The 22,817-nt window shown below is 69.5% G+C and carries 26 protein-coding genes and 1 pseudogene; 16 read left to right on the top strand and 11 right to left on the bottom strand.

All coding sequences use genetic code 11. The features are described from left to right. The 4 genes from sufC (at window position 1) to GON06_RS12745 (ending at window position 3,763) form a co-directional block, all read left to right on the top strand. Window positions 1-771 (top strand): Fe-S cluster assembly ATPase SufC, encoded by a 771-nt coding sequence (gene sufC, locus GON06_RS12760; protein WP_157312673.1) that lies wholly within the window; start codon window positions 1-3, stop codon window positions 769-771. A 9-nt stretch (window positions 772-780) separates the two neighbouring features. Then, complete coding sequence (locus GON06_RS12755; protein ID WP_116242845.1) at window positions 781-1,110, top strand: metal-sulfur cluster assembly factor; 330 nt, start codon at window positions 781-783, stop codon at window positions 1,108-1,110. A 71-nt stretch (window positions 1,111-1,181) separates the two neighbouring features. Continuing rightward, window positions 1,182-2,342 carry a MalY/PatB family protein gene (locus GON06_RS12750; RefSeq protein WP_157312672.1) on the top strand — a complete coding sequence of 387 codons (1,161 nt, stop codon included), beginning with the start codon at window positions 1,182-1,184 and terminating at the stop codon, window positions 2,340-2,342. After that, window positions 2,339-3,763, top strand: coding sequence for an MFS transporter (locus GON06_RS12745; RefSeq protein ID WP_332837505.1), 1,425 nt, complete (start codon window positions 2,339-2,341; stop codon window positions 3,761-3,763). Before GON06_RS12750 ends, GON06_RS12745 begins: the two co-directional genes overlap by 4 nt. On the opposite strand, the gene GON06_RS12740 is transcribed toward GON06_RS12745, so the two are convergent. Continuing rightward, the gene (locus GON06_RS12740; RefSeq protein WP_157312671.1) at window positions 3,735-4,280 is read right to left on the bottom strand and encodes a TetR family transcriptional regulator; all 546 of its coding nucleotides are present in this window, start codon (window positions 4,278-4,280) and stop codon (window positions 3,735-3,737) included. The genes GON06_RS12745 and GON06_RS12740 overlap by 29 nt on opposite strands. Before the next feature lie 52 nt (window positions 4,281-4,332). Here GON06_RS12740 and GON06_RS12735 point away from each other — a divergent pair, with 52 nt between their 5' ends. The 4 genes and pseudogenes from GON06_RS12735 to GON06_RS19100 form a co-directional block, all read left to right on the top strand. Further along, window positions 4,333-4,911 (top strand): biotin transporter BioY, encoded by a 579-nt coding sequence (locus GON06_RS12735; protein WP_157312670.1) that lies wholly within the window; start codon window positions 4,333-4,335, stop codon window positions 4,909-4,911. Beyond that, the gene (locus GON06_RS12730; protein WP_157312669.1) at window positions 4,901-5,596 is read left to right on the top strand and encodes an energy-coupling factor ABC transporter ATP-binding protein; all 696 of its coding nucleotides are present in this window, start codon (window positions 4,901-4,903) and stop codon (window positions 5,594-5,596) included. The genes GON06_RS12735 and GON06_RS12730 overlap by 11 nt, the downstream gene beginning before the upstream one ends. After that, the gene (locus GON06_RS12725) at window positions 5,593-6,189 is read left to right on the top strand and encodes an energy-coupling factor transporter transmembrane component T family protein (protein ID WP_157312668.1); all 597 of its coding nucleotides are present in this window, start codon (window positions 5,593-5,595) and stop codon (window positions 6,187-6,189) included. The genes GON06_RS12730 and GON06_RS12725 overlap by 4 nt, the downstream gene beginning before the upstream one ends. Then, window positions 6,186-6,371: pseudogene (locus GON06_RS19100) on the top strand (CHY zinc finger protein); the annotation flags it as partial. The gene GON06_RS12725 and the pseudogene GON06_RS19100, both read left to right, overlap by 4 nt. Before the next feature lie 18 nt (window positions 6,372-6,389). Here the strand turns inward: GON06_RS19100 and GON06_RS12715 are convergent. The 4 genes from GON06_RS12715 to GON06_RS12700 all read right to left on the bottom strand — a co-directional run bounded on the left by GON06_RS12715 (window position 6,390) and on the right by GON06_RS12700 (window position 10,526). After that, complete coding sequence (locus GON06_RS12715; RefSeq protein ID WP_232528463.1) at window positions 6,390-7,748, bottom strand: acyltransferase family protein; 1,359 nt, start codon at window positions 7,746-7,748, stop codon at window positions 6,390-6,392. 95 nt (window positions 7,749-7,843) lie between these two features. Beyond that, on the bottom strand, window positions 7,844-8,515 hold the full coding sequence (locus GON06_RS12710) for a response regulator (RefSeq protein WP_157312666.1): 672 nt from the start codon (window positions 8,513-8,515) through the stop codon (window positions 7,844-7,846). After that, window positions 8,512-9,858 carry a sensor histidine kinase gene (locus GON06_RS12705; RefSeq protein WP_198346694.1) on the bottom strand — a complete coding sequence of 449 codons (1,347 nt, stop codon included), beginning with the start codon at window positions 9,856-9,858 and terminating at the stop codon, window positions 8,512-8,514. The genes GON06_RS12710 and GON06_RS12705 overlap by 4 nt, the downstream gene beginning before the upstream one ends. Window positions 9,859-9,863: 5 nt before the next feature. Next, entirely contained in the window at window positions 9,864-10,526 is a 663-nt protein-coding gene (locus tag GON06_RS12700) for a DedA family protein (RefSeq protein WP_332837504.1), read from the bottom strand. Between the two features lie 153 nt (window positions 10,527-10,679). On the opposite strand from GON06_RS12700, the gene GON06_RS12695 reads away from it, so the two are divergent. From GON06_RS12695 to GON06_RS12685, 3 genes are all read left to right on the top strand, one after another. Then, on the top strand, window positions 10,680-12,278 hold the full coding sequence (locus GON06_RS12695; RefSeq protein ID WP_332837503.1) for an ABC-F family ATP-binding cassette domain-containing protein: 1,599 nt from the start codon (window positions 10,680-10,682) through the stop codon (window positions 12,276-12,278). A gap of 436 nt (window positions 12,279-12,714) precedes the next feature. Continuing rightward, the gene (locus GON06_RS12690; protein WP_157312664.1) at window positions 12,715-13,566 is read left to right on the top strand and encodes an endonuclease domain-containing protein; all 852 of its coding nucleotides are present in this window, start codon (window positions 12,715-12,717) and stop codon (window positions 13,564-13,566) included. A gap of 311 nt (window positions 13,567-13,877) precedes the next feature. Then, window positions 13,878-14,498 (top strand): HAD family hydrolase, encoded by a 621-nt coding sequence (locus tag GON06_RS12685; protein WP_157312662.1) that lies wholly within the window; start codon window positions 13,878-13,880, stop codon window positions 14,496-14,498. Between the two features lie 143 nt (window positions 14,499-14,641). Here the strand turns inward: GON06_RS12685 and GON06_RS12680 are convergent, their stop codons facing one another. Together GON06_RS12680 and GON06_RS12675 are read right to left on the bottom strand one after the other, a co-directional pair. After that, a complete protein-coding gene (locus GON06_RS12680; protein ID WP_332837502.1) occupies window positions 14,642-15,463 on the bottom strand; it encodes an SURF1 family cytochrome oxidase biogenesis protein in 822 nt (273 codons plus the stop codon). Between the two features lie 190 nt (window positions 15,464-15,653). Then, on the bottom strand, window positions 15,654-16,001 hold the full coding sequence (locus tag GON06_RS12675; RefSeq protein ID WP_332837500.1) for a DUF3099 domain-containing protein: 348 nt from the start codon (window positions 15,999-16,001) through the stop codon (window positions 15,654-15,656). Between the two features lie 87 nt (window positions 16,002-16,088). Here GON06_RS12675 and GON06_RS12670 point away from each other — a divergent pair, with 87 nt between their 5' ends. Continuing rightward, window positions 16,089-16,799, top strand: coding sequence for a beta-ketoacyl-ACP reductase (locus GON06_RS12670; RefSeq protein WP_157312660.1), 711 nt, complete (start codon window positions 16,089-16,091; stop codon window positions 16,797-16,799). 13 nt (window positions 16,800-16,812) lie between these two features. Continuing rightward, window positions 16,813-17,280, top strand: coding sequence for a GNAT family N-acetyltransferase (locus tag GON06_RS12665; protein WP_157312659.1), 468 nt, complete (start codon window positions 16,813-16,815; stop codon window positions 17,278-17,280). 20 nt (window positions 17,281-17,300) lie between these two features. Here the strand turns inward: GON06_RS12665 and GON06_RS12660 are convergent, their stop codons facing one another. From GON06_RS12660 to glgC, 3 genes are read right to left on the bottom strand one after another with little or no spacing between them, the layout of a single operon-like run. Further along, complete coding sequence (locus tag GON06_RS12660; protein ID WP_157312657.1) at window positions 17,301-17,996, bottom strand: alpha/beta fold hydrolase; 696 nt, start codon at window positions 17,994-17,996, stop codon at window positions 17,301-17,303. 43 nt (window positions 17,997-18,039) lie between these two features. Continuing rightward, on the bottom strand, window positions 18,040-18,675 hold the full coding sequence (gene serB, locus GON06_RS12655) for a phosphoserine phosphatase SerB (RefSeq protein WP_332837499.1): 636 nt from the start codon (window positions 18,673-18,675) through the stop codon (window positions 18,040-18,042). Window positions 18,676-18,691: 16 nt separating this feature from the next. Continuing rightward, on the bottom strand, window positions 18,692-19,933 hold the full coding sequence (gene glgC / locus GON06_RS12650) for a glucose-1-phosphate adenylyltransferase (protein ID WP_157312656.1): 1,242 nt from the start codon (window positions 19,931-19,933) through the stop codon (window positions 18,692-18,694). Window positions 19,934-19,980: 47 nt separating this feature from the next. Here glgC and glgA point away from each other — a divergent pair, with 47 nt between their 5' ends. From glgA to GON06_RS12635, 3 genes are all read left to right on the top strand, one after another. After that, window positions 19,981-21,165 (top strand): glycogen synthase, encoded by a 1,185-nt coding sequence (gene glgA, locus GON06_RS12645; RefSeq protein ID WP_157312655.1) that lies wholly within the window; start codon window positions 19,981-19,983, stop codon window positions 21,163-21,165. 17 nt (window positions 21,166-21,182) lie between these two features. Further along, a complete protein-coding gene (locus GON06_RS12640; RefSeq protein WP_157312654.1) occupies window positions 21,183-21,968 on the top strand; it encodes an ABC transporter ATP-binding protein in 786 nt (261 codons plus the stop codon). Between the two features lie 92 nt (window positions 21,969-22,060). Beyond that, the gene (locus GON06_RS12635; RefSeq protein ID WP_157312653.1) at window positions 22,061-22,318 is read left to right on the top strand and encodes a type B 50S ribosomal protein L31; all 258 of its coding nucleotides are present in this window, start codon (window positions 22,061-22,063) and stop codon (window positions 22,316-22,318) included. A gap of 62 nt (window positions 22,319-22,380) precedes the next feature. Here GON06_RS12635 and GON06_RS12630 read toward each other — a convergent pair whose 3' ends face one another. Then, complete coding sequence (locus GON06_RS12630; protein WP_157312652.1) at window positions 22,381-22,770, bottom strand: VOC family protein; 390 nt, start codon at window positions 22,768-22,770, stop codon at window positions 22,381-22,383. Window positions 22,771-22,817 lie beyond the last annotated feature (47 nt).

Raw genomic sequence — 22,817 nt, 5'->3', positions numbered from 1 at the left:
ATGTCTGTTCTTGAGATCCGCGACCTGCACGTGACGGTCGAGACGGATGCCGGAACCACCCCGATCCTCAACGGCATCGACCTGACGATCAAGACCGGTGAGACGCACGCCATCATGGGGCCGAACGGCTCCGGCAAGTCCACCCTGGCCTACACCATCGCCGGTCACCCGAAGTACACCGTCACCCAGGGCACCATCACCTTCGACGGCGAGGACGTCCTCGCGATGACCGTCGATGAGCGCGCCCGCGCCGGCCTGTTCCTGGCCATGCAGTACCCGGTCGAGATCCCCGGCGTCACCGTGACCAACTTCCTGCGCACCGCGAAGACCGCGCTCGACGGCGAGGCTCCCTCGATCCGCCAGTGGACCAAGGACGTCAAGGCGTCGATGGCGAACCTGCGCATGGACCCGAAGTTCGCGCAGCGCAACGTCAACGAGGGCTTCTCCGGCGGCGAGAAGAAGCGCCACGAGATCCTGCAGCTCGAGGTGCTCAAGCCGAAGTTCGCCGTGCTCGACGAGACCGACTCCGGCCTCGACGTCGACGCGCTGAAGATCGTCTCGGAGGGCGTGAACCGCGCCAAGGAGGAGACGAACCTCGGCGTGCTGCTGATCACGCACTACACCCGCATCCTGCGCTACATCCGCCCGCAGTTCGTGCACGTGGTGGTCGCCGGCAAGATCGTCGAAGAGGGCGGCCCGGAGCTGGCCGACCGCCTCGAGGACGAGGGCTACGACCGGTTCCTCGACCCCTCCGCTCCCATCGAAGCGTAGGCTGAGGCCATGACCGCAACGCTGACCGACGAGAAGTACGACGAGGTCACCGAGGCTCTGAAGGACGTCATGGATCCCGAGCTCGGGATCAACGTCGTCGACCTGGGACTGATCTACGATCTCGCCTGGGACGACGAGAACGACGCGCTCGTCATCCACATGACCCTGACCAGCGCCGGCTGCCCGCTGACGGACGTGCTCGAGGAGCAGACCGCGCAGGCGCTGGACAATGTCGTGGACCGGTTCCGCATCAACTGGGTGTGGATGCCGCCTTGGGGTCCCGAGCGGATCACCGACGACGGGCGCGACATGATGCGCGCCCTCGGCTTCGCGATCTGACAGACGAACGAAGGGCACGGCCGCCTGGCGGCCGTGCCCTTTGCCGTCCGCGGCATCGCTAGGCTCGTTCCATGACCGTCGCCCCGATCCGTGCCCTTCCCCTCGAAGTCCTGCGCCGGCGGTCGAGCGAGAAATGGCGGGAGTACCCGGAGGACGTCCTGCCGATGTTCGTCGCCGAGACGGACTTCCCGCTCGCGCCGGCCATCAGCACGGCGCTCGAGCATGCCGTGCGCATCGGCGACACCGGCTATGTCGCCTCGCAGACGCCTCTGGCGGAGGCCTACGCCTCCTTCGCGCAGCGCCGGTTCGGCTGGACGCCCGACCCCGCCCGCATCCGCTCCACGGCCGATGTGAGCATGGGGATCGTCGAGATCCTGCGCCGCGTGATCGCGCCGGGGGAGCGTGTCGTCGTCACTCCGCCGGTGTACCCGCCGTTCTTCGACCTCGTCGATGAGGCGGGAGCGGTCGTCGAGCGCGTCCCGCTGCACGACACCGGAACCGGCTGGGAACTGGACCTCGACGGCATTGACGCCGCCCTCGCCGACGGTGCGCGCGCCGTGCTGCTGTGCAATCCGCACAACCCGACCGGATCCGTGCACAGCCGCGAGGCTCTCGCGGCTCTGGCCGAGATCGCCGAGCGGCACGGTGCCGTGGTCGTCTCCGATGAGATCCACGCGCCGCTGGCGCAGCCGGACGCCGGCTTCACGCCGTTCCTCGCGGCGTCGGATGCTGCGGCGCGGGTCGGTTTCGCCGTCACGAGCGCGAGCAAGGCGTTCAACCTGGCCGGGCTGAAGTGCGCCCTGATGATCGCCGCCTCGGACGAGCACACGGCCGTCCTCCGCGGCCTGCCGGTAGAGGTGGAGTGGCGCACCGGTCAGTTCGGGCTACTCGCGGCGATCGCCGCGTTCGCGCCGGAGAGCGACCCCTGGCTGGACGGACTCCTCGCTGCTCTGGACGAGAACCGCCGGCTGCTGGGCACGCTTCTCACGGAGCACCTGCCCGGATCCCGTTACCGGATGCCGGATGCCGGCTATCTCGCCTGGATCGACCTGACCGATCTCGGCTGGGGGGAGAACCCTGCCAAGCGCATCCTCCGCGAGGCGAAGGTCGCGCTGCATTTCGGACCCGCCTTCGGCGCCGAGGGCCGCGGGCACGTGCGGCTGAACTTCGGCACCAGCCCCGAGATCGTCCGCGAGGCCGTGCAGCGCATCGCGCCGCTGGTCGAAAGGTGAGCGCCCCGGCATCCGCGGCGACGATCTGGGACAGCCAGCGACTCGGCATCACCGTCGGCTCGGTCGTCCTGATCTTCCTCGCCGCGATCGAGGCGCTGGCCGTCACCACGGTGATGCCGCTGGTCGCGACGGATCTGCACGGCGAGGCCCTCTACGCTGTCGCGTTCGCGGGGACCCTCGCCACCGGCGTGATCGGCATGGTCGTGGCCGGAGCCTGGAGCGACCGGGCCGGTCCGCGGGCGCCGCTGTACACGGCGATCGCGCTGTTCATCGTCGGCCTGGTGATCGCGGGCGCCGCCACCGACATGTACACGCTCGTCCTCGGGCGGCTCATCCAGGGCCTCGGCGGGGGTGGGCAGACCGTCGCGCTCTACGTCGTCGTCGCGCGCGTGTATCCGCCGCAGCTGCACGGGCGCATCTTCGCCGCCTATGCGGCGGCCTGGGTCGTGCCGTCGATGGTCGGCCCGTTCCTCGCGGGCGCGGTGGCGCAGTACCTGCATTGGCGCTGGGCGTTCCTCGGGGTCGCCGTGCTGACGGCGATCGCCTTCGTGCTGGTCGCCGTCCGCCTGCGCGGTGTCGACCTGAACACGCACCCGGGTGAGAGCGAGCATCATCCGACCGAGGGACTCCCCGCCGGCGCACGGATCGGGCTCCGCATCGTGCTCGCCGTGATCGTCGCCGTCGCCGCGGTCGTGGTCGGTTTCGCCGCCGATCTCGCACCGGCTGCGGGATGGCCGCTCGCGGCGGCATCCGTCGTGGCCATCGCGTTCGCGATCCGACCTCTGCTGCCGGCGGGAACGCTGCGGGCCGCACCACGGCTGCCGAGCGTCGTACTGATGCGCGGGCTGGCAGCCGGTGCGTTCTTCGCCGCGGAGGCCTATGTGCCGAAGATGCTCATGGAGCGGTTCGACTTCAGCCCGACGATCGCCGGCCTCGCGCTCACCGTCTCCGCGCTCGCATGGTCCGGCGGCTCCGCCGTGCAGGGCCGATACGGTGAGCGCCTCGGCAGCCGCCGGATGGTGGTCATCAGTACGGTGCTCATGCTCGCCGGGTTCGGCGGCGTCCTCGTGATCGCTGCGATGCACGCGGCGCCGTGGGCGGTCGTCGCGCTCTGGGGCTTCGCCGGTGGAGGCATGGGCCTGCTCTACCCGCGGCTCACGGTGCTCACTCTTGCGTACTCGACGCCGGCGGATGAGGGATTCAACTCCTCAGCACTGTCGATCTCCGACTCGACGGGCTCGGCGGTCACGATCGCGATCGCCGGACTGCTGTTCGTCAGCCTCCCGATCGCCGGTTCCGGCTTCCCCGTGGTGTTCGGACTGGCCGTGGTGGTGCTGCTGATCGCCGCGGTTCCCGGATTCCGGCTCGGCGACGGGCCGGAGGGGCGCGCGGTCAGCTCTGCTGACGCCTCATCACGCTGAGTGCGGCGAACGCGCCCACCCCGGCTCGGAACACGTCATTGAGCTCCGCCGCGGGATCGTGGGCAGCATCCGTGGCCGCGCCGATGCTCTGGGCGTGCATCCGCTGCTGTACAAGCGTGGTGTGGCCGAGGATGAACTCGAACAGCGCATCGGCCGACGCGGCATCGCCGATCACCGCCTGCAGGGCGTCTTGCGCGCGGCGCGCGCCGAGGCGCAGCGCGTAGGTGGACATGACGACCTCGGCGCCGTCGCGAAAGGCCAGTAGGGCGTCGCGGATGCCGGCGGCGACGTCGGTCACGTCGGTGCCGGGCTCCGGCTGCGGGATGCGGCTGAGGATGCGGTCCGCGATCGCGGCGAGGAGCTCCTGCTTGTTGGCGAAGTGCCAGTAGAGCGCGCTGGGCTGCACCTCGAGCTCGGCAGCGAGCCTGCGCATGGACAGGTCGGGGAGGCCGACGCGGTCGAGCAGTTCGAGGGCGAGCGTCGTGACCGAGTCGCGGTCGTGTCGTCCTGGTGCCATGCGATCAGTATACTGAACGGCGTTCAGGTGAACAGTGTTCAGGAGGCTCTTCATGTCCGCATCCCCCCGTCCTCTCGGTGCCGATCTCGCGCGCATCGCCGTCTTCGCGGCGCTCATCGTCGTGCTCGGGATGGTCGTCGTGCCGCTGCCTGGCGGGGTGCCGATCACCGCTCAGACGCTGGGCGTGATGCTCGCCGGTCTCGTGCTCGGCGCGCGCCGCGGAGCGCTGGCGGTGCTGCTGGTGCTGGCCCTCGCCGCGATCGGACTTCCCGTGCTCGCCGGCGGTCGCGGGGGACTCGGCGTCTTCGTCGGTCCGTCCGCTGGCTACCTGCTCGGCTGGGTCGCCGGCGCCGTCGTGATCGGGCTGATCGCCCATCGGGGCCGGTTCACGTGGTGGCGCGCCGGCCTCGGCGCGGTCGTGGGAGGCATCCTCGTCGTCTACCTCTTCGGCATTCCGGTGCAGGCCCTCGTCACCGGTGTGCCGCTGGCGCCGACCGCGCTGTCGAGTCTGGCGTTCCTGCCCGGCGACCTGCTGAAGGCGGCCGCCGCGACAGTCCTCGCCGTCGCTCTGCACCGTGCCTACCCGCGGGCGTTCGAGAGCCGCGCGGCGGTGGTGGTCCATGCGGCCTGAGGCCGCGACCGGCGTGGGTGTCGCGTGCGAAGGGGTCGGGGTCGAAGCGGACGGCCGTCCGATCCTCTCGAACGTCACGGTCCGGCTCACCGCGCGACGCACCGCCGTGATCGGCGGCAACGGCTCGGGGAAGTCCACCTTCGCGCGGCTGCTGAACGGGTTGCGCATGCCGACCTCCGGTCGCCTCCGCGTGCTGGGGCTGGATCCTGCACGCGAGACGAAGGCGCTGCGGCGCCGGGTCGGGTTCGTCTTCACCAACCCCGAGGCGCAGATCCTCATGCCCACACCTGCGGAGGATCTCGCGCTGTCGCTGCAGGGGGTTCCTCGGGCCGAACGGGCGGAGCGGATCGAGGCGGTGCTCACCGAGTACGGGCTGGCCGGTCGTGGCGAGGTTCCGGCGTCCGGGCTCTCGGGAGGCCAGCGTCAGCTCCTGGCACTGGCCTCCGTGCTCGTGACGGAGCCGGAACTCGTCGTCGCCGACGAGCCGACCACCCTGCTCGATCTGCGCAACGCGCGCCGCGTCGGCGACCTGCTGCTGGGGCTGGAATCCCGACTGGTGCTGGTCACCCACGACCTCGGGCTCGCCGCGCGCTGCGACGACGCGGTGCTGTTCGAGGACGGTCGGGTGCGGGCGCAGGGTGACCCGGCAGAGGTGATCGACGAGTACCGCGCGAGCTGCGCATGATCTCGCTGTACCGGCCGGGGACGGGCCTGCTGCACCGGTTGCCGGCCGGTGCGAAACTCGCGGGGCTGGTGGTGTGCGCCCTGGCGCTGTCACTGTGGCGACCCGAGCCGGCCGGAATGCTCGCCGTCGTGCTGGCGGTGTCTGCCATGTACCCGGTCGCGGGGCTGCCTGTCGTCGCGCTCGGCCAGACGTGGTGGCGCCTGCGCTGGATCGTGCTGGTGCTCGGCGGCGCACTGTGGCTGTTCACCGGAGCGGACACCGCACTGGTGAACACGGGTCGGGTGGTGGCTCTCCTATTGCTCGCCGATCTCGTCACTCGCACGACGCGGATGGGCGACCTGCTGGCGGTTCTGGAGCGCGTGCTGCGGCCGCTTCGCCGGTTCCGCGTCGACGCTGCGGCTGTCGCCCTGACGATCTCGCTCACCATTGCGATGGTGCCGGTGATCGCGGGCCTCGCCGAGCAGGTCCGCGATGCGCAGCGAGCACGAGGAACCCGGCTCGGCGTCCGTGCGGCGCTGCCGCTGCTGGTCCTCACGATGAAGCATGCCGACGACGTCGGAGACGCGCTGGTGGCGCGAGGGATGGTCCGATGATCCGCGTGGGCGAGCAGCTGGTCCGTGGTGCCGTCGTCGACGCCCAGACGCGGTGCGCGCACTACCGCACGAGCCTCGATGTGGTCGCCATGCGGTTTCACTGCTGCGGCGAATGGTATCCGTGCGTGCACTGCCACGACGAGGCCGCCGGCCACCCGCGTACGGTGTGGCCGGCGGCGCAGGGAGGTGCCGTGGCGGCGCTATGCGGTGTGTGCGCCCACGGTATGAGCGTCTCCGAGTACCGCGTGGCCACCGAGTGCCCCGGATGCGGGGCCGCGTTCAATCCGCGCTGCGCGCTGCACCACTCCCTGTACTTCGAGTGACGGCGCCGGCGTCACGATCGCGAGCGCACCCGCGAGGGCCGTGAGCGCGGCGATCACCGTCGTAGTGGAGGTGCCCTGCACCAGCAGCAGCGCGATCGCCGCCGTGCCGAGCACTGCTGCGATCGCGACAGGCCCGGCTCCGAGTGTCCTCCTCGGCAGGCGGATCGCCTCGATGCGCGACAGGCGCAGGCTGAGCAGCGCGGTGATCCCCAATGCGAGCGCCAGCCAGACAGGGCGCCCGAGCCACCAGCCCGGCGAAGCCGGTGCAGGAAGTTCGAGCATGCCGGTGCTCGCCAGCAGCGCCGAGGCGCCTGCGAGCGCCAGCAGGACGGTCATGTGCCAGAGGTAGATGGTCATCGCGCGTTGCGAGACGAAATCGGCGAACGCACGCGCACGGGGTCGTGCGGCGAAGGACGAGATCGGCGCGCGCAGCAGCGAGAAGACGGTCGTGTGCACGACGCCGACCAGGATCAGCGCAGCCGTGGGCGGGTTGATGTTCGCGATGAGGTCGGGGGAGTACGTCCCGGTGAGGAACGTGATCACGAGCAGGGCGAGGGCGACCGCTCCGATGACGGTGCGCGCCCGTCGCGACAGCGCATCGATGCGTCTGTCCGCCAGGTGGAAACCCAGCTGCTGCATCGCCAGCCACACGAAACCGAGGTTGAGGAATCCGATCGCGTCGACACCCGTCGCCGCGCGCACGATGTCGACGGCCACGGCGCCGCCCGCGAGTGCGCCGATCGTGACGAACGGTGCCGCACGGTGTGCGCGGACCAGCAGCGGTAGCAGCGCCTGCGCGAGCAGGAACACCGCGAGGAACCACAACGGCTGACCGAACCGGTAGCCCGCGACGGCGACGAGGTCCGCGGGGACGCCGGCCAGCGTGAGCGCGGCGAGGCCGACACCCGCGGTGCCGATGACCGCCACGGCAGGAAGCAGCAGCCGGTGCAGCCGCGCCGTCACGAAAGCGGTGGCGGAGCCCTCCGGCATCCGCTCGTAGGCCGTGAGCCCCGCGAACCCGCCGACCACGAAGAACAACGGCATCACCTGAAGCATCCAGCTGACGGGTACGAGCCACCACCCGGAGTCACCGGCATTGGCGAACACCGGGCCGTCGGCGGTGACCGTGACCCCGACCATGAGGGAGTGCAGCACGACGACGGCGGTCACGCACAGGGCGCGGACCAGGTCGATCGCGTGGTCGCGCCCGAGACGGGCGGCGGGGGATGGGGACATCTGGACCTCCGGGGATCGTGGTGTCCTCGGAGGCTACGGACGCGGCATCCCGGCCGGCATCCCGCGCGGGTGTCGTCCTGTCTCGTACCGGGGTATCAGGCGGCGGGCTCGACCAGGCCGTTGTCGTAGGCGTATATCACCGCGTGCACGCGGTCGCGCAGACCCAGCTTGGCGAAGACCTTCCCGACGTGGGTCTTCACGGTCTGCTCGGCGATGAACAGCGCGCCGGCGATCTCGGTGTTCGAGCGCCCCTGGGCGATGAGCACGAGCACCTCGCGCTCGCGGTCGGTGAGCTCCGCGAAGGCCGGATCGGCGCGGCGGGCATGCGGCCGGCGCGCCGAGAAGTGCTCGATCATGCGCCGCGTCACCCGTGGTGACAGCAGCGCATCGCCTGAGGCGATGACTCGCACCGCGTGCACCAGGTCGTCCGGCAGCGCGTCCTTGAGCAGGAACCCGCTCGCGCCCGCCTCGAGCGCGTCGTAGACGTAGTCGTCGATGTCGAATGTCGTCAGCATCAGGATGCGGGGGACGTGCGCCGACGGATAGGACGGACCGAGGATGCGCCGCGTCGCGGCGATGCCGTCGAGCTCCGGCATCCGCACGTCCATCAGGATGACGTCGGGGTCGAGGCGTGCGGACAGCCGCACCGCCTCCTCTCCGTCGGCGGCCTGTCCTGCGACCGAGATGCCGTCCTGGGCGTCGAGCAGCGCGGCGAAGCCCGCGCGCACCATGCCCTGGTCATCGGCCACGAGCACACGGATCGTCATGCGGTTCCCTCCTGATCAGCGCCGGATGCGGGATGCCGCGGCAGCCGTGCGGACACCACCCATCCTCCCGCGGCATCGGGGCCGGCCTGCACCGAACCGCCGAGGAGCTCAGCGCGCTCCGACATGCCGCGGAGGCCGTGGCCGCCGCCGGACGTCTGCGGAACAGGCTCAGAGGAGGTCGTGTTGGCGATCCACGCCGAGACGCACTCCTCCGTGCTCGCGAGGGCCACGGAGATGGCCGCGCCCGGCGCGTGCCGGACGGCGTTGCTGAGGGCCTCCTGCGTGATGCGATAGAGCGCGATCTGCGCGGAGACGTCGACGTCGCCCTCGACGCGCCCGGAGAGCGCGACATCAGCACCGGCCCTGCGGGTGGTCTCGACGAGGGCGCCGATGTGATCGATGCCGCGCTGCGGGGCGAGCTCGGCCGCGTGATCCTCCGTGCGGAGCACACCCAGGATGCGGCGCATCTCGCCGAGCGAGGTGCGCGCGGTCGCGGCGATGCCGTCGAACTCCGATGCGACGTCATCTGGCAGATCGGGAAGGCGGTAGCGGGCGGTCGAGGCCTGCACCTGGATGAGTGACATGCTGTGCGCGACGACGTCGTGCAGTTCCCTGGCGATGAGCGTGCGCTCCTCGACGAGCTCGCGGCGGGCCTGCTCCTGGGCCGACTGGGCGCGCTCCTTGAGCAGTTCGTCGCTGATCCGCAGCTGACCGGCGACGAGGACGGCGATGAGGAACGCCGCCGACGCGACCGACGCCGTCACGATCAGATCGGCGACCACTCCGCCGGAAACCGCGGTGTCCGGAATCGCCCCGGCCGGCAGCATCACCAGCACGATGCCGGCGGCCAGCACGAACAGGCCGTACCGCCAGCCGTGCTGGAGCGTGATCGCCGAGACGAACACGACGAACGCGATGATCATCGGCACCGACCACGGCCACGGCGACGAGGACGCCGTCTCGGGCAGGACCGCCATCAGCGGGAGCAGCACCGCCGCGACGAGGAAGAGCGCGATGGCGGTGCGGGGTAGGTGTCTGCTGATGATCGGCGCGGTGACGGCCGCCGCGCCGAGGATCATCACGGCAGGCAGGTAGGTGCCGTAGAGCTGCGTGTGCACCGGCACGAGGACAGGGTAGAGCGCGATGGCGATGATCGAGAGGACGACGACCTGGGCGGTCTGGCGGTCGCGCAGGCGCCGGAGCATCGCGATGATGCGCGAGGGGTGGGAGCGCCGCTTCGCGGCCTTCTTCGCGCTCTTCTCTGCTGCGGCGGCCTCCCGCGCGGCATCGCGCTCGCTCTTCGCCGCCCTCCGCGCGGACCTGCGCTCCGCCGTCCTCCGCATAGCTGTCATCCTGCCATCTGGGCGGGCTCCGGCAGTGCACCATCCGTCGTGGTGGCGATCTCGCGGCTCTCCGTGCGGCGGCGGCGTGCCGCGGCGACGCGGTCGACGACGATGCCGACGGCGACCGCGACCACGATGCCGACCACCGCTGCCAGGAACGGCTGGTTCGCGAGCCAGCTGCCGGCGAGGATGCCGATGGCCGCGCCGTACAGCCCCCAGGTCGCACCGGCGATGAGGCTGATCGGCAGGAAGCGGCGCCACGGATAACCGAGCGCGCCGGCGGAGATGTTCACGGCGACCCTGCCGACCGGGATGTAGCGGGCGCCGATGATCAGGGTGGCGCCGCGGCGGGAGAGTGCCTGCTGCGCGTACTCGAAGGCCGCTGCGATGCGCGGACGGCGCATCCAGCGGAACCTGCTCGTGCCGATCGCCCTGCCCAGGGCGTAGGCCAGGTTGTCGCCGAGCATCGCTCCGAGTGCGGCGGCCAGGACGAGGGCGAGGATCGTGGGCCAGCCCCCGATGGCCGCCGCTGCGGCGGCGCCGGCGACGAGCACTGTCTCGCTCGGCACTGGCGGGAAGACCGCGTCGACCGCGGCGACGGCGAACATGACGAGCAGCAGCCACGGTGAGGCTGCTGCGGCCAGGATGAAGTCGTTGATGGCGTCCACGCTCACAACGCTAGAAACGGAGGGCAGGGCGGCACATCAACCCACGGACGTAGAAGGGTCATACTCAGGTACCGTTCTCGCTCAGGTCGGCCACGTATACTGATCAGCTGGCCATTCGGCCGTTCCCTCACCCTTTGAAGATCGGATGCTGCTGTGCTCGCCGTGCACGACCTCGAGATCCGCGTCGGCGCCCGCGTGCTGATGTCGGGCGTGTCCTTCCGAGTCGCCGATGGCGACAAGATCGGACTGGTCGGTCGCAACGGCGCGGGCAAGACCACCCTGACGAAGGTGCTCGCCGGAGACCTGCTGCCCTCGGACGGCAAGGTCACGAAGTCGGGAGAGCTCGGCTACCTGCCGCAGGATCCCCGCTCGGGCGACCCGGAGATGCTCGCGCGCACCCGCATCCTGGACGCGCGCGGACTCGGGACCCTGCAGCTCGGCATCGCGACCGCATCGCACGAGATGGCCTCCGACGACCCGAAGGTCGCCGACAAGGCCATGCGCCGGTTCGCGAACCTCACCGAGCGGTTCGAGGCCATGGGAGGGTACGCCGCAGAGGCGGAGGCCGCGTCCATCGCGCACAACCTCTCGCTGCCGGATCGCATCCTCGACCAGCCGCTGAAGACGCTCTCGGGCGGTCAGCGTCGGCGCATCGAGCTGGCCCGCATCCTCTTCTCGGATGCCGGAACGATGATCCTCGACGAGCCCACGAACCACCTCGACGCCGACAGCGTCGTGTGGCTGCGCGAGTTCCTGAAGGGGTACAAGGGCGGGCTGATCGTGATCAGCCACGATGTTGAACTGGTCGGTGAGACCGTGAACCGCGTGTTCTACCTGGACGCGAACCGCCAGGTCATCGACATCTACAACATGAACTGGAAGAACTACCAGCGCCAGCGCGTGGCCGACGAGGAGCGCCGCAAGAAGGAGCGCGCCAACGCCGAGAAGAAAGCCACCCAGCTGCAGCTGCAGGCGGCCCGGTTCGGTGCCAAGGCGTCGAAGGCCGCTGCCGCGCACCAGATGGTCGCGCGCGCTGAGAAGCTGCTCTCCGGGCTGGAGGAGGTCCGTCAGGTCGATCGGGTCGCGAAGCTGCGCTTCCCGAAGCCTGCGCCGTGCGGGAAGACCCCGCTCATGGCATCCGGTCTGTCGAAGTCGTACGGCTCGCTCGAAATCTTCACCGACGTCGACCTCGCGATCGACCGCGGTTCGAAGGTCGTCGTGCTGGGGCTCAACGGCGCCGGCAAGACGACGCTGCTGCGCATCCTCGCCGGCGTGGACAAGTCCGACACCGGACAGCTCGAGCCCGGCCATGGCCTGAAGATCGGGTACTACGCCCAGGAGCACGAGAACCTCGACGTGGGCCGTTCTGTACTGGAGAACATGATGTCGGCCGCGCCCGACATCAACGAGACCGAGGCGCGCAAGGTGCTCGGCTCGTTCCTGTTCACCGGCGACGACGTGCTCAAGCCGGCCGGAGTGCTCTCCGGCGGTGAGAAGACGCGACTCTCGCTCGCGACCCTCGTGGTCTCGTCGGCGAACATGCTGCTGCTCGACGAGCCGACCAACAACCTCGACCCCGCCTCGCGCGAGGAGATCCTCGGCGCCCTGGCGCATTACGAGGGCGCCGTGGTGCTCGTCTCGCACGACCCCGGCGCGGTCGAGTCGCTGAACCCCGAGCGCGTGCTGATCCTGCCGGACGGCGTCGAGGACATCTGGAGCAAGGACTACCAGGACCTCATCGAGCTCGCGTAGGCGTGCGGGCGGCCCGGGGCGGCCCGGCCCCGGGGCAGGCTCTCGGAGATCCGCAGAACTGCGGATGCTTCGCCGTCGGACTCTCCGGGATGTTGCCGATCTCCGGGGATCCGAGCCATGCTGCGCGAATTGCCGCCCAGTCGTTCTCGGCAGAACTTCGGAGATCTGCAGAACCGCGGATGCTTCACCGTCCGGGCATCCGGGATATGGCAGAAGTCCGAGATTCCGCCAAGCTCGGCGCGATCAGCCGGCGTCCGTCTGGCGGCAGTTCCTAGGAGATCTGCAGAATCGCGGGTGTTCCCGCGCCGATGAATCCGGAGTACTGCGGTTCTCCGAGAGGCCGCTCGTCCTCCACAGACGTGCCCGGCGTGGCGGCTGTCCCCAGATCCGGAGGCTCCGCCGAAGGCGGATGTCGGCGACGGGCAAGCTGGCGGGCATGACTGGTGAGGAACGAGCGGAGCGGGCGCTGCTGACGACTCGTGCGCTCGGTGGGATCGCGCGCGTGAGCACGCTGAGGGACAACCACGTGACGCGACACGACGTCGGCCTTGCACTCGGAGTCGGTGTGCTCGACCGCGTGAGACAGGGGTGGGTAGCGGATCCCCACGCAGATCGGATGCTGGTGGAGGCCGCTCGTCACGGCGTGGTGCTGTCCTGCATCACGCAGGCGAAGCGACTGGGACTCTGGACGCACGACGACGAGGCCGAACCGCACTGGGCGGCGGACCCTCGGAGCGGAGGCGGAAAGCCTGAGCACGTCCACATGCACTGGGCGAGGCCGTTGATTCCGCGGCACCCCGATGCGCTGGAGGACCCGATCGAGAACGTCCTCGCACTCGTCGCAGACTGCCGGCCGCATGAGCAGGCACTGGCGACCTGGGAATCGGCGATGAATCAGAATCTGGTGACGCGGGAGATCCTCGCGAGGCTGCCGCTGAAGCGGGTCGCGCGTGATCTGCTTACCGAGGCGATTCCGTTCGCCGACTCCGGACTCGAGACGTATCTGCGAGCCCGCCTTCGGTGGCTCGGCCTGCCGCTGAGGTTCCAGATCTGGATCGCCGGACATCGCACCGACCTGTTGATCGGCGACCGCCTCATTCTGCAGATCGACGGTGCCACCCACACCGGCGCGCAGCGCAATGAGGATATCCGTCACGACGCGGAGCTGAGCCTGATGGGCTATCACGTGATCCGGGTCGGCTACAGACAGATCATGGACGAGTGGCACGTGGTCCAAGGGCTGATCATGCGCGCCGTCGCGCAGGGTCTGCACCTCGCTCGGCGTTGATCGCAGCCGGCAGCATCTCGGAGATCCGCTCGATTCCGGATGCCACGGGCCCGCACGATCCGCGTTCTCGCCGACCTCCGAGATCCTGCGGCGTCAGCAACTGCGGGCCAGGATGAAGGATTCCTTCTCTGCGACGTAGGACAGCCGGTCATCGGAATGTCGCGGAAGGCCAGATACCGCCCCAGCTCCGGGGCATCCGCTGAAATGACGTGCACGTTCATCAGCCGGATGCCGGGTTCCAGTTCGTAGCCGAACATCCGGTCCGCGCGCTCGTCGTCGCCGCCACCGCGGCTGGCCCGTAGTATGCCGGGGTGGGCATACGGGCGATCTGCTGGGACTGGAACGGAACGCTGCTCGACGACGTGGAGATCTGCCGCCAGGTGATGAACCGCGTGCTCGTCGCCCACGGCTGTGAGCCGTTCACCGATCTGGCGGCCTACCGCGCGACATTCCGGTTCCCGATTCGCGAGTTCTACGCGGATGCGGGGATCGGTGACGATCGATTCCGAGAGGCCGCGGAGCAGTACCTCGGATGGCTGGAGGAACGTACCGGTGAGGCGCCGCTGCATACCGGCGCGGACGAGATCCTGGCCGGAGTGACAGCACACGGCGTGATCCAGGTGCTCGCCTCCGCGACGTTGCCGGATCTGCTCGCGAGACAGCTTCAGCCCCACGCATTGGCCGAACGCTTCGACCGGATCCTGTCGATCGCGGATGCATTCCACCCGTCGAAGCACGACGTGATCGCCGGCTGGCTGCAGACGTCCGAGTTCGCTCCGGCCGAGGTGCTCATGATCGGTGACACGAACCACGACCGCGAGATCGCCACTGCCCTCGGCGCCCACTTCGTGCACTTCGATCGCGGCCACCAGGTCGCGCCCGCGAACGCGCGCAGCATCCGCTCGCTCGATCAGGTCGTCCAGCTGCTCTGACCGATACCGAACGAGGCAGGACCAAGGCAGTCCGTCCCGGCAGAATCTCGGACTTCTGCAACGTTCCGGGGGGCCCGGCAGCTGAGCATCCGCGATCCTGCCGATCTCCGAGATGCTGCCGCGCGGAATCGCACGCCGCGAGATCAGCGCTCCGAGCCGACCTCGTCGAGCAGAGCGTCTTCGGTGTCGGCGTCCTTGTCGCGGCGACGCTTCGGCGCGCGGGCCGGCCGGCCCTCGGCCTCTTCCTTCGCCTTCGTGATCTCGGTGCGGATGATGTACCCGATGAAGGCGAAGCCCATGATCGCGAACAGGATCCACTGGATCGCGTAGGAGAGGTGCGGGCCGGGATCCTCCGTCGGCTTGTCGAAGCCGCCGAGGGCGACGGCAGACGGATCCTCGGAGACGAGCTGTCCGTAGGCGGAGGTGATCACGTCGTCGAGTCCGGTCTGCTCGGCGATCAGAGGAAGGTTGATGGTCGGCACCTGGCCCTCGGGCGCACCTCGGCCCGACGACGGGAGCTGCTCGCCCGGACGCAGCCTCGCTGTCACCGTGACCTCGCCGGACGGGGGAGTGGGGACCGCCGACGGACTGGAGTCCTCGGCCGGGGGCACCCAGCCGCGGTCCACGATGAACACGCGACCATCCTCATCGCGGAACGGCACGAGCACCTCGAACGCGCTGGTGCCGCCGTGCGGCCGGTTGCGCGCGAGCACCTGCTGATCGGCGAGGTACGTGCCACGGAGTTCGACGGGCAGCCATTCATCCGACGCGTTGAGTTCGCCGTCAGCGCCGATCGCATCTGCCAACGGCACGGGATCGGCGTCGTAGTTCTTCTCGACGAGGGCGATCTGCCGTGAGCGCTCCTCGTTGCGATCGAACTGCCAGTGCGAGAGATAGGCGCAGGCGACGGCGAACAGCGCCGCCACCAGTAGGTAGACGCTCCAGCGCACCAGACGATTGCTCACTCCGGAAGACCCTCTCGCACCTCGACGGGGAACTCCCGCGATCGCAGATACTCGCTCAGGAACCCGACGTGCTCATCGCACGCGAGCCACACCTTCCGCCGGCCCTCGGCATGGATGCGCGGATTACGCCACAGGATGTGGTGAGTGGCCGCCCGCCGGCATCCGGCGCGTGAGCACTCCAGTTCTTCGGTCACCGCGCGTCGTCCCGCTTCTCGTCGATCGTGACGACGGTCGGACGCGCGGCGGAATCGTCCGCCGTCGCGGTGGGCGCCTCGAGCTGGCGTTCCGGCGACTCGGCGAGCACCTCGTTGCTGTCGCTGCCCGCGTTCGCGAACACGACGGCGATGTACGGCAGGATCGCGGCGCCGACGCCGAACGCCCAGGTCCACCAGCCGTACGGCTGCACCACGACCATGAGGACGAAGCACACCGTGCGGATCCCCATGGTCAGCGCGTACCGGCGCACGCGGTGGCTCGCCTCGTCGTGCGGCGCCTGCGGCAGAGAGGTGACGGAGGGAGCGGTTCGGGTGTTCTTCACGGTGCCTCCAGCCTACGCCGCGCACGCCCCTCCGGATCGCGCACTGCTCGATAGGATGGCCACCGACCTCGAAGAACTGGAGCCCCCATGAGCGCTGACCGCGTCGTCCTCGTCACCGGCGGAAACCGCGGCATCGGCCGCGCGATCGCCGAACGCTTCGTCCGCGACGGCTACCGCGTCGCGGTCACCGCCCGCAGCGGTGAGGGCCCGGAAGGCACGCTCACCGTGCGTGCCGACGTGACGGATGCCGTGGCGGTCGACGCCGCGTTCACCGAGGTCGAGCAGAAGCTCGGTCCTATCGAGATCCTGGTCGCGAACGCCGGCATCACGAAGGACACGCTGCTCATGCGGATGAGCGAGGACGACTTCGACAGCGTCGTCTCCACCAACCTCGGCGGCACCTTCCGCGTCGTCAAGCGCGCGTCGAAGGGGATGCTGCGTGCGCGCTTCGGCCGCGTCATCCTGATCTCCAGCGTGGTCGGGCTGCTCGGATCCGCAGGCCAGGTCAACTACGCCGCCTCGAAGAGCGCGCTGGTCGGCTTCGCTCGCTCGCTCACCCGCGAGCTCGGCGCGCGCGGCATCACCACCAACGTCGTCGCTCCCGGCTTCATCGAGACCGACATGACGGCGGAGCTGCCCGAGGAGACGCAGAAGCAGTACAAGGCCAGCATCCCGGCCGGTCGCTTCGCCACCGCCGACGAGGTCGCCGGCGTCGTCACCTGGCTGGCGTCGGATGATGCCGCGTACATCTCGGGCGCCGTGATCCCCGTCGACGGCGGTCTCGGGATGGGTCACTGATGCGCTCAGTGCGATGAACGACGTGCTGAGGGGCGCGGTCCGCGCGGCGCGTGCCGACGACTTCGATGCGATCATCGGTCTCTACCGCCAGCTGCAGCCGAACGATCCGGTGCTCTCGTACGGCGAGGACCGCGTGGTGTTCGCCTCGATCCTCAGCGCGCCGTGGCTCACGCTCTTCGTGCTCGAAGTCGATGGAGTCGTGGTCGCGACAACCTATCTGAACGTCGTGCTGAACATGACCCGCAGCGCATCTCCGTACGCGGTGATCGAGAACGTCGTGGTCGACGAGGGCCATCGCGGCACCGGGCTCGGCAAGCTCATCATGGCGGCGACCCTGGACGCGGCGTGGGCGGCCGGATGCTACAAGGCGATGCTCCTGACCGGTTCGAAGTCACCTTCGACGCATGCCTTCTACCGCGCCTGCGGCTTCTCACCCGACGAGAAGACCGCGTATCTCGCTCGGCCGACGATCCGCTCGTAGCGGGGCGTCCGTGGACGGTGTCAGCGTGCCACGGCCTCGACCAGCAGCTCGGAGAGCCGTTCCGGCACGGAGAACTGCGGCCAGTGGCCGGAGCCGATCTTCACGACCTCAGCATCGGCGATCGCGTTGTACTCCTCGCCGTAGGGACCCCAGCCGCCGACCTGCGCTTCGAACGTCGCTTGATCGAGCCCGCCCATCAGCAGCGTGATCGGTACGCCGTGTCGGCTCTCCCTGGTGAGCACGATCTCATCGGTCGGGACCCGCGCGGGAACGCTCTGCGCGAGCGGCGCCGTCCGTGCCCGTGTCTCGGCGTCGAGGTCGAACACGTCCTCGTCGGGGAAGAAGTCCCAGCCGGGGAACGGCACGACGCCGTGGACGACTGGGAACTCGCTGATCGAGCCGCCAGGGGGCGGCGGCACCGTGTCGACGAACACGACGCGGCGCACCCGCTCCGGGCGTGCGTCCGCAGCGCCCCAGACGACGTTGCCGCCGCCGGAGTGCCCGACGAGCACGACGGGCTCGTCAGCCTCGTCGATGCGGGTGACGACGGCGTCGACCCAGTCGGCCATGCCGATCTCCGAGGATTCGGACGCCGGCGCCCCGACACCCGGCATCGTCATGGCGAACGGATGATGACCGGCCGTCTTCAGAGCGTGCAGCACCGGATCCCACGAGGTGGCGTCGAGCCAGAGACCGGGAACGAGGATGATGTCCATGCACCGACGCTAACGCGGGGCACCGACTTCGGCCAGGGGGAAGCTACGGCAGCAGCGGAACGACCTGGGACAGATCCTGCGGACCCACGACCAGCGCGGCCGCCGCGCGCACAGCGGGCTTCGCGTTGAACGCGAGCCCCAGCCCCGCGACGTGCATCATCCGCAGGTCGTTCGCACCGTCGCCGATCGCCACGGTGCGGGATGCGGGCACGCTGAGCTCGTCCGCCCAGGCGAGCAGCGACGAGGCCTTGGACTCGGCGTCGACGATCTCGCCGTCGACCTCACCCGTGAGCGCTCCGTCGGCGACGACCAGCCGGTTCGCCCGCCAGCGGTCGACGCCCAGCCCCGGAGCGATGCCGTCGAGGATCTCGTGGAACCCGCCGGAGACGACGCCGACGACACCTCCGCGCTCGTGCACCGCCGCGGTCAGCTCCCGCACCCCCGGTGTCGGGCGCACCCGCGCCCGCACCCGCTCGAACGCCGCGGTCGGGACGCCAGCCAGTGCGGCGACCCGCGAGCGCAGGCTGGTCGCGAAGTCGACCTCGCCCCGCATCGCGGCCTCGGTCGCCGCCTGCACCTCGGCCCGGCGCCCGGCCTCATCGGCGAGCAGTTCGATCACCTCATCCTGGATGAGGGTGGAATCGGCATCGAGGACGACGAGGAAGCGCGCAGCGGTCACCGTCCGAGCGTAGCGGTCAGCGGGCGACGCGCAGTCCCTTGCCGACGACCGTGAGACCGGACTCGGTCACGGTGAATCCTCGGTCGATGTCGCGCTCACGATCGACTCCGACGGTCGCGCCGTCCTCGAGTACGACGTTCTTGTCCAGCACCGCACGGTGCACGCGCGCGCCCTGCCCGACGTGCACGTGGTCGAAAAGCACGGAGTCGGTGATGGTCGATCCGCCAGAGGCCAGCGTGCCCGGGCCCACCACACTGCGCTCCAGATGCGTGCCGGAGAGCACGGAACCCTGGGAGACGATCGAGTCGATGGCATTCCCTATCCGGCCCACCGCGTCGCGGACGAACTTTGCGGGAGGTGCGTTCACCGACTGGGTGCGGATCGGCCACGCGGTGTTGTAGAGGTTGAAGACCGGCAGCGTGGAGATGAGATCCATGTGCGCGTCGAAGAACGAGTCGATCGTCCCGACATCGCGCCAGTAGGCCCGATCCCGCGGCGAGGAGCCCGGCACCTCGTTCTGCTTCATGTCGTAGTACCCCGCCTCGCCGCGCGAGACGAAGTACGGCACGATGTCGCCGCCCATGTCGTGACCGGAGGTCGCCAGCTCGCCATCGGCCTCGACCGCGGAGACCAGGGCGTCGGCGTCGAAGACGTAGTTGCCCATCGATGCGAGCACCTCGTTGGGCGAGTCGGCCAGCCCTGCGGCATCCGTGGGCTTCTCGAGGAACTGCCGGATGCGCCCGGTCTCGGCGTCGGCATCGATGACGCCGAACTGCGAGGCCAGTGCGAGCGGCTGACGGATGCCGGCGACCGTGGCCGCGGCACCCGAGGCGATGTGCGCGTCGACCATCTGCTGGAAGTCCATCCGGTAGACGTGGTCGGCGCCGATGACGACCACGATGTCGGGGCGCTCGTCGTTGATGAGGTTCAGGCTCTGCAGGATCGCGTCGGCCGAGCCGGAGAACCAGCGCTTGCCGAGCCTCTGCTGCGCGGGCACGGAGGTCACATAGGAGTCCAGCAGAGACGACATCCGCCAGTTCTGCGAGATGTGCCTGTCGAGGCTGTGCGATTTGTACTGGGTCAGCACGACGACCTGTCTGAGACCCGAGTTGATGAGGTTCGAGATCGCGAAGTCGATGAGTCGGTACTGTCCGCCGAACGGGACCGCCGGTTTGGCCCGGTCCGCTGTCAGGGGCATGAGTCGCTTGCCCTCGCCGCCGGCGAGGATGATCCCGAAAATCTTCTTGGGTGCCGACATGGCTCCACCATAGAGGGCGAAAGACGTCGTGTACTAGCGTTTCGCTCATGCGAGTCGATGTGATCACCAAGGAGTATCCGCCGGAGATCTACGGGGGCGCCGGGGTGCATGTCGCGGAGCTCGTGGCGGCTCTCAGACGCAGCATCGAGGTGCAGGTCAGGGCCTTCGGCGCGGACCGTGACGAGCCGGGCACGCAGGCCTATCGGACTCCCGTGGAGCTCGCCGGAGCCAACCCCGCGCTGCAGACTCTGGGCACCGATCTCGCGATGGTCGGCGACGTCGCGGGTGCCGACGTGGTGCACAGCCACACCTGGTACGCGAACTTCGCCGGGCACCTGGCGTCGCAGCTGCACGGCATCCCGCATGTGCTGACCGCGCACAGCCTCGAGCCGCTGCGACCGTGGAAGGCCGAGCAGCTCGGCGGCGGCTACGCCGTGTCGAGCGGCATCGAGAAGCTCGCCTACGAGAACGCCGCCGCGATCATCGCGGTGAGCGCCGGCATGCGCAGTGACATCCTGCGCAGCTACCCGCAGGTCGACCCCGCGCGTGTGCGCGTGATCCACAACGGCATCGACGTGGAGCGCTGGCGACCGGTGCACGATGCCGCATTCCTGCAGAACGTGGGCATGGATCCGGCTCGCCCCTCGGTGGTGTTCGTCGGCAGGATCACACGGCAGAAGGGACTGCCCTATCTGCTGCGGGCGGCCACGGCGCTGCCGCCCGAGGTGCAGCTGGTGCTGTGCGCCGGCGCGCCGGACACCCCCGAGATCATGGCCGAGGTGCAGGACCTCGTCCGCCTTCTGCAGCAGACCAGGGACGGCGTCATCTGGATCGACCGGATGCTGCCGCGCGATGAGCTCTCGGCGATCCTCACCGCGGCGACCACGTTCGTCTGCCCCTCGATCTACGAGCCGCTCGGCATCGTGAACCTCGAGGCGATGGCCTGCGGCGCCGCGGTCGTGGGCACGGCGACAGGCGGCATCCCCGAGGTCGTCGACGAAGATGTCACAGGGCGCCTGGTGCCGATCGAGCAGGTGCAGGACGGCACCGGGACCCCCGTGGACCCGGAGCGGTACGTCGCCGACCTCGCGGCTGTGCTCACCGAGGTGGTCTCCGATCCCGTGCGGGCGCGCGAGTATGGCGAGGCGGGGCGCGAGCGCGCTCGCGCCCAGTTCAGCTGGGCGGCGATCGCCGACACGACCCAGGCGCTGTACGCGGAGCTGGTCGGCTGAGCCGATAGGCTGACGGCATGCCGAGTGCTCTGGAATTCACCGATGTCGTCGTGCGCCGCGAAGGGCGCAACATCGTCGATCACGTGACCTGGGAGGTCTCGGACGATCAGCGCTGGGTGGTGCTCGGCCCGAACGGCGCCGGCAAGACCACCCTGTTGCAGCTGGCCGACACGCTGCTGCACCCGACCTCGGGCACCGTCACGGTGCTGGGGGAGGCCCTGGGACGCACCGACGTGTTCGAGCTGCGCCCGCGGATCGGCTTCGCGTCCAGCGCGATGGCCCGCCGCGTGCCCCGGGACGAGACGGTGCTGAACGCTGTGCTCACCGCCGCCTACTCCGTGCTCGGTCGCTGGAACGAGGAGTACGAGGACATCGACGAGCGCCAGGCGATGCGCGTGCTTGCCGAGTGGCACCTCGATCACCTCGCCGACCGCCTGTTCGGCACCCTCAGCGACGGCGAGCAGAAGCGCGTGCAGATCGCCCGCGCGATCATGACCGACCCCGAGCTGCTGCTGCTCGACGAGCCGACCGCGAGCCTCGACCTCGGCTCCCGTGAAGAGCTGCTGGGCCTGCTCAGCGGCTACGCGTCCTCGCCGACGACTCCGGCCATGGTCATGGTGACCCATCACGTCGAGGAGATCCCGGTCGGGTTCACCCACGTGCTGCTGCTGCGAGACGGCGGCGTGGTCGCTGCAGGCCCGCTCGGCGAAGCGCTGACGGCGGAGAACCTCAGCACAGCGTTCGGCATGCCGATCGTGCTGACGGCCGACGGCGGCCGCTACGCCGCTCGCGCGGCATCCTGATCGCCGTCTGCTAGAATCGATCCTTGGTGCTTTTCCGCACCGCAGACTTCCCTCGCCCCTGGCCAAATCCAGGGCACCACGTAAGGAATCCCATGAAGACTGACATCCACCCCGACTACCAGGCAGTCGTGTTCCGCGACCTCGGCTCGGGCGAGACCTTCCTCACCCGCTCCACCGTCACCAGCGACAAGACCATCGAGCTCGACGGTGTGGAGTACCCGGTGATCGACGTCGAGATCTCCTCGGCCTCGCACCCGTTCTACACGGGCAAGCAGCGCATCATGGACTCGGCCGGCCGCGTCGAGAAGTTCAACCAGCGCTTCAAGAACTTCGGCGGTTCCGCCAAGTAAGGCGAACGCGCACAAGAAGGCCCCGCTTCGGCGGGGCCTTCTTCGTGTCGGGGCGCGCCATCTCATGCGGTGGACACGATCTTCCACAGATGCCCGTCCGGGTCGCCGAGATAGCCGAAGTAGCCACCCCACTGCCCGCGCTCGGCGGGGCGGACGATCGAGCCCCCGGCCCGTTCGGCGCGCTCGAGGACGTCGTCGACGCCCGCGTCGCTGTCCACGAAGCAGTTCAGAGTGATCCCGTCGAAGCCGTCGCCGCGTGGGTCGACACCGGCATCGTGCGCGAGTGCTCTGCGGGGGTACATCGAGAGTGCCGCAGTGCCCTCGCCGACGTCGAACGAGACGAACGCGGACGTGTCCTGATTGATCGTGCAGCCGAGACCGTCCGCGTAGAACTTCTTCGACGTGGCGAGGTCGTCGACCGCGAGGGTCACGGCGTTCAGCGTGAGTTCCATGTTGATGCTCCTCCTGGTGTGTGCTGTTGCCGGTCCGGATGGACCAT

This window comes from Microbacterium sp. MAH-37, assembly GCF_009758255.1.
GTDB lineage: Bacteria > Actinomycetota > Actinomycetes > Actinomycetales > Microbacteriaceae > Microbacterium.
Note: the sequence above shows the minus strand (reverse complement) of the source record. Positions and strands in the feature narration are given on the sequence as shown.

Excerpts from the sequence above, each read along its gene's own strand:
- GON06_RS12755 (WP_116242845.1), top strand. The coding sequence starts at position 781 with ATGACCGCAACGCTGACCGACGAGAAGTACGACGAGGTCACCGAGGCT.
- GON06_RS12635 (WP_157312653.1), top strand. The coding sequence starts at position 22,061 with ATGAAGACTGACATCCACCCCGACTACCAGGCAGTCGTGTTCCGCGAC.
- GON06_RS12750 (WP_157312672.1), top strand. The coding sequence starts at position 1,182 with ATGACCGTCGCCCCGATCCGTGCCCTTCCCCTCGAAGTCCTGCGCCGG.
- glgC (WP_157312656.1), bottom strand. The coding sequence starts at position 19,933 with ATGTCGGCACCCAAGAAGATTTTCGGGATCATCCTCGCCGGCGGCGAG.
- GON06_RS12735 (WP_157312670.1), top strand. The coding sequence starts at position 4,333 with ATGTCCGCATCCCCCCGTCCTCTCGGTGCCGATCTCGCGCGCATCGCC.
- GON06_RS12660 (WP_157312657.1), bottom strand. The coding sequence starts at position 17,996 with ATGGACATCATCCTCGTTCCCGGTCTCTGGCTCGACGCCACCTCGTGG.
- sufC (WP_157312673.1), top strand. The coding sequence starts at position 1 with ATGTCTGTTCTTGAGATCCGCGACCTGCACGTGACGGTCGAGACGGAT.
- GON06_RS12670 (WP_157312660.1), top strand. The coding sequence starts at position 16,089 with ATGAGCGCTGACCGCGTCGTCCTCGTCACCGGCGGAAACCGCGGCATC.
- GON06_RS12710 (WP_157312666.1), bottom strand. The coding sequence starts at position 8,515 with ATGACGATCCGTGTGCTCGTGGCCGATGACCAGGGCATGGTGCGCGCG.
- GON06_RS12665 (WP_157312659.1), top strand. The coding sequence starts at position 16,813 with ATGAACGACGTGCTGAGGGGCGCGGTCCGCGCGGCGCGTGCCGACGAC.
- GON06_RS12725 (WP_157312668.1), top strand. The coding sequence starts at position 5,593 with ATGATCTCGCTGTACCGGCCGGGGACGGGCCTGCTGCACCGGTTGCCG.
- GON06_RS12705 (WP_198346694.1), bottom strand. The coding sequence starts at position 9,858 with ATGCGGAGGACGGCGGAGCGCAGGTCCGCGCGGAGGGCGGCGAAGAGC.
- GON06_RS12740 (WP_157312671.1), bottom strand. The coding sequence starts at position 4,280 with ATGGCACCAGGACGACACGACCGCGACTCGGTCACGACGCTCGCCCTC.
- GON06_RS12690 (WP_157312664.1), top strand. The coding sequence starts at position 12,715 with ATGACTGGTGAGGAACGAGCGGAGCGGGCGCTGCTGACGACTCGTGCG.
- GON06_RS12640 (WP_157312654.1), top strand. The coding sequence starts at position 21,183 with ATGCCGAGTGCTCTGGAATTCACCGATGTCGTCGTGCGCCGCGAAGGG.
- glgA (WP_157312655.1), top strand. The coding sequence starts at position 19,981 with ATGCGAGTCGATGTGATCACCAAGGAGTATCCGCCGGAGATCTACGGG.
- GON06_RS12630 (WP_157312652.1), bottom strand. The coding sequence starts at position 22,770 with ATGGAACTCACGCTGAACGCCGTGACCCTCGCGGTCGACGACCTCGCC.
- GON06_RS12715 (WP_232528463.1), bottom strand. The coding sequence starts at position 7,748 with ATGTCCCCATCCCCCGCCGCCCGTCTCGGGCGCGACCACGCGATCGAC.
- GON06_RS12730 (WP_157312669.1), top strand. The coding sequence starts at position 4,901 with ATGCGGCCTGAGGCCGCGACCGGCGTGGGTGTCGCGTGCGAAGGGGTC.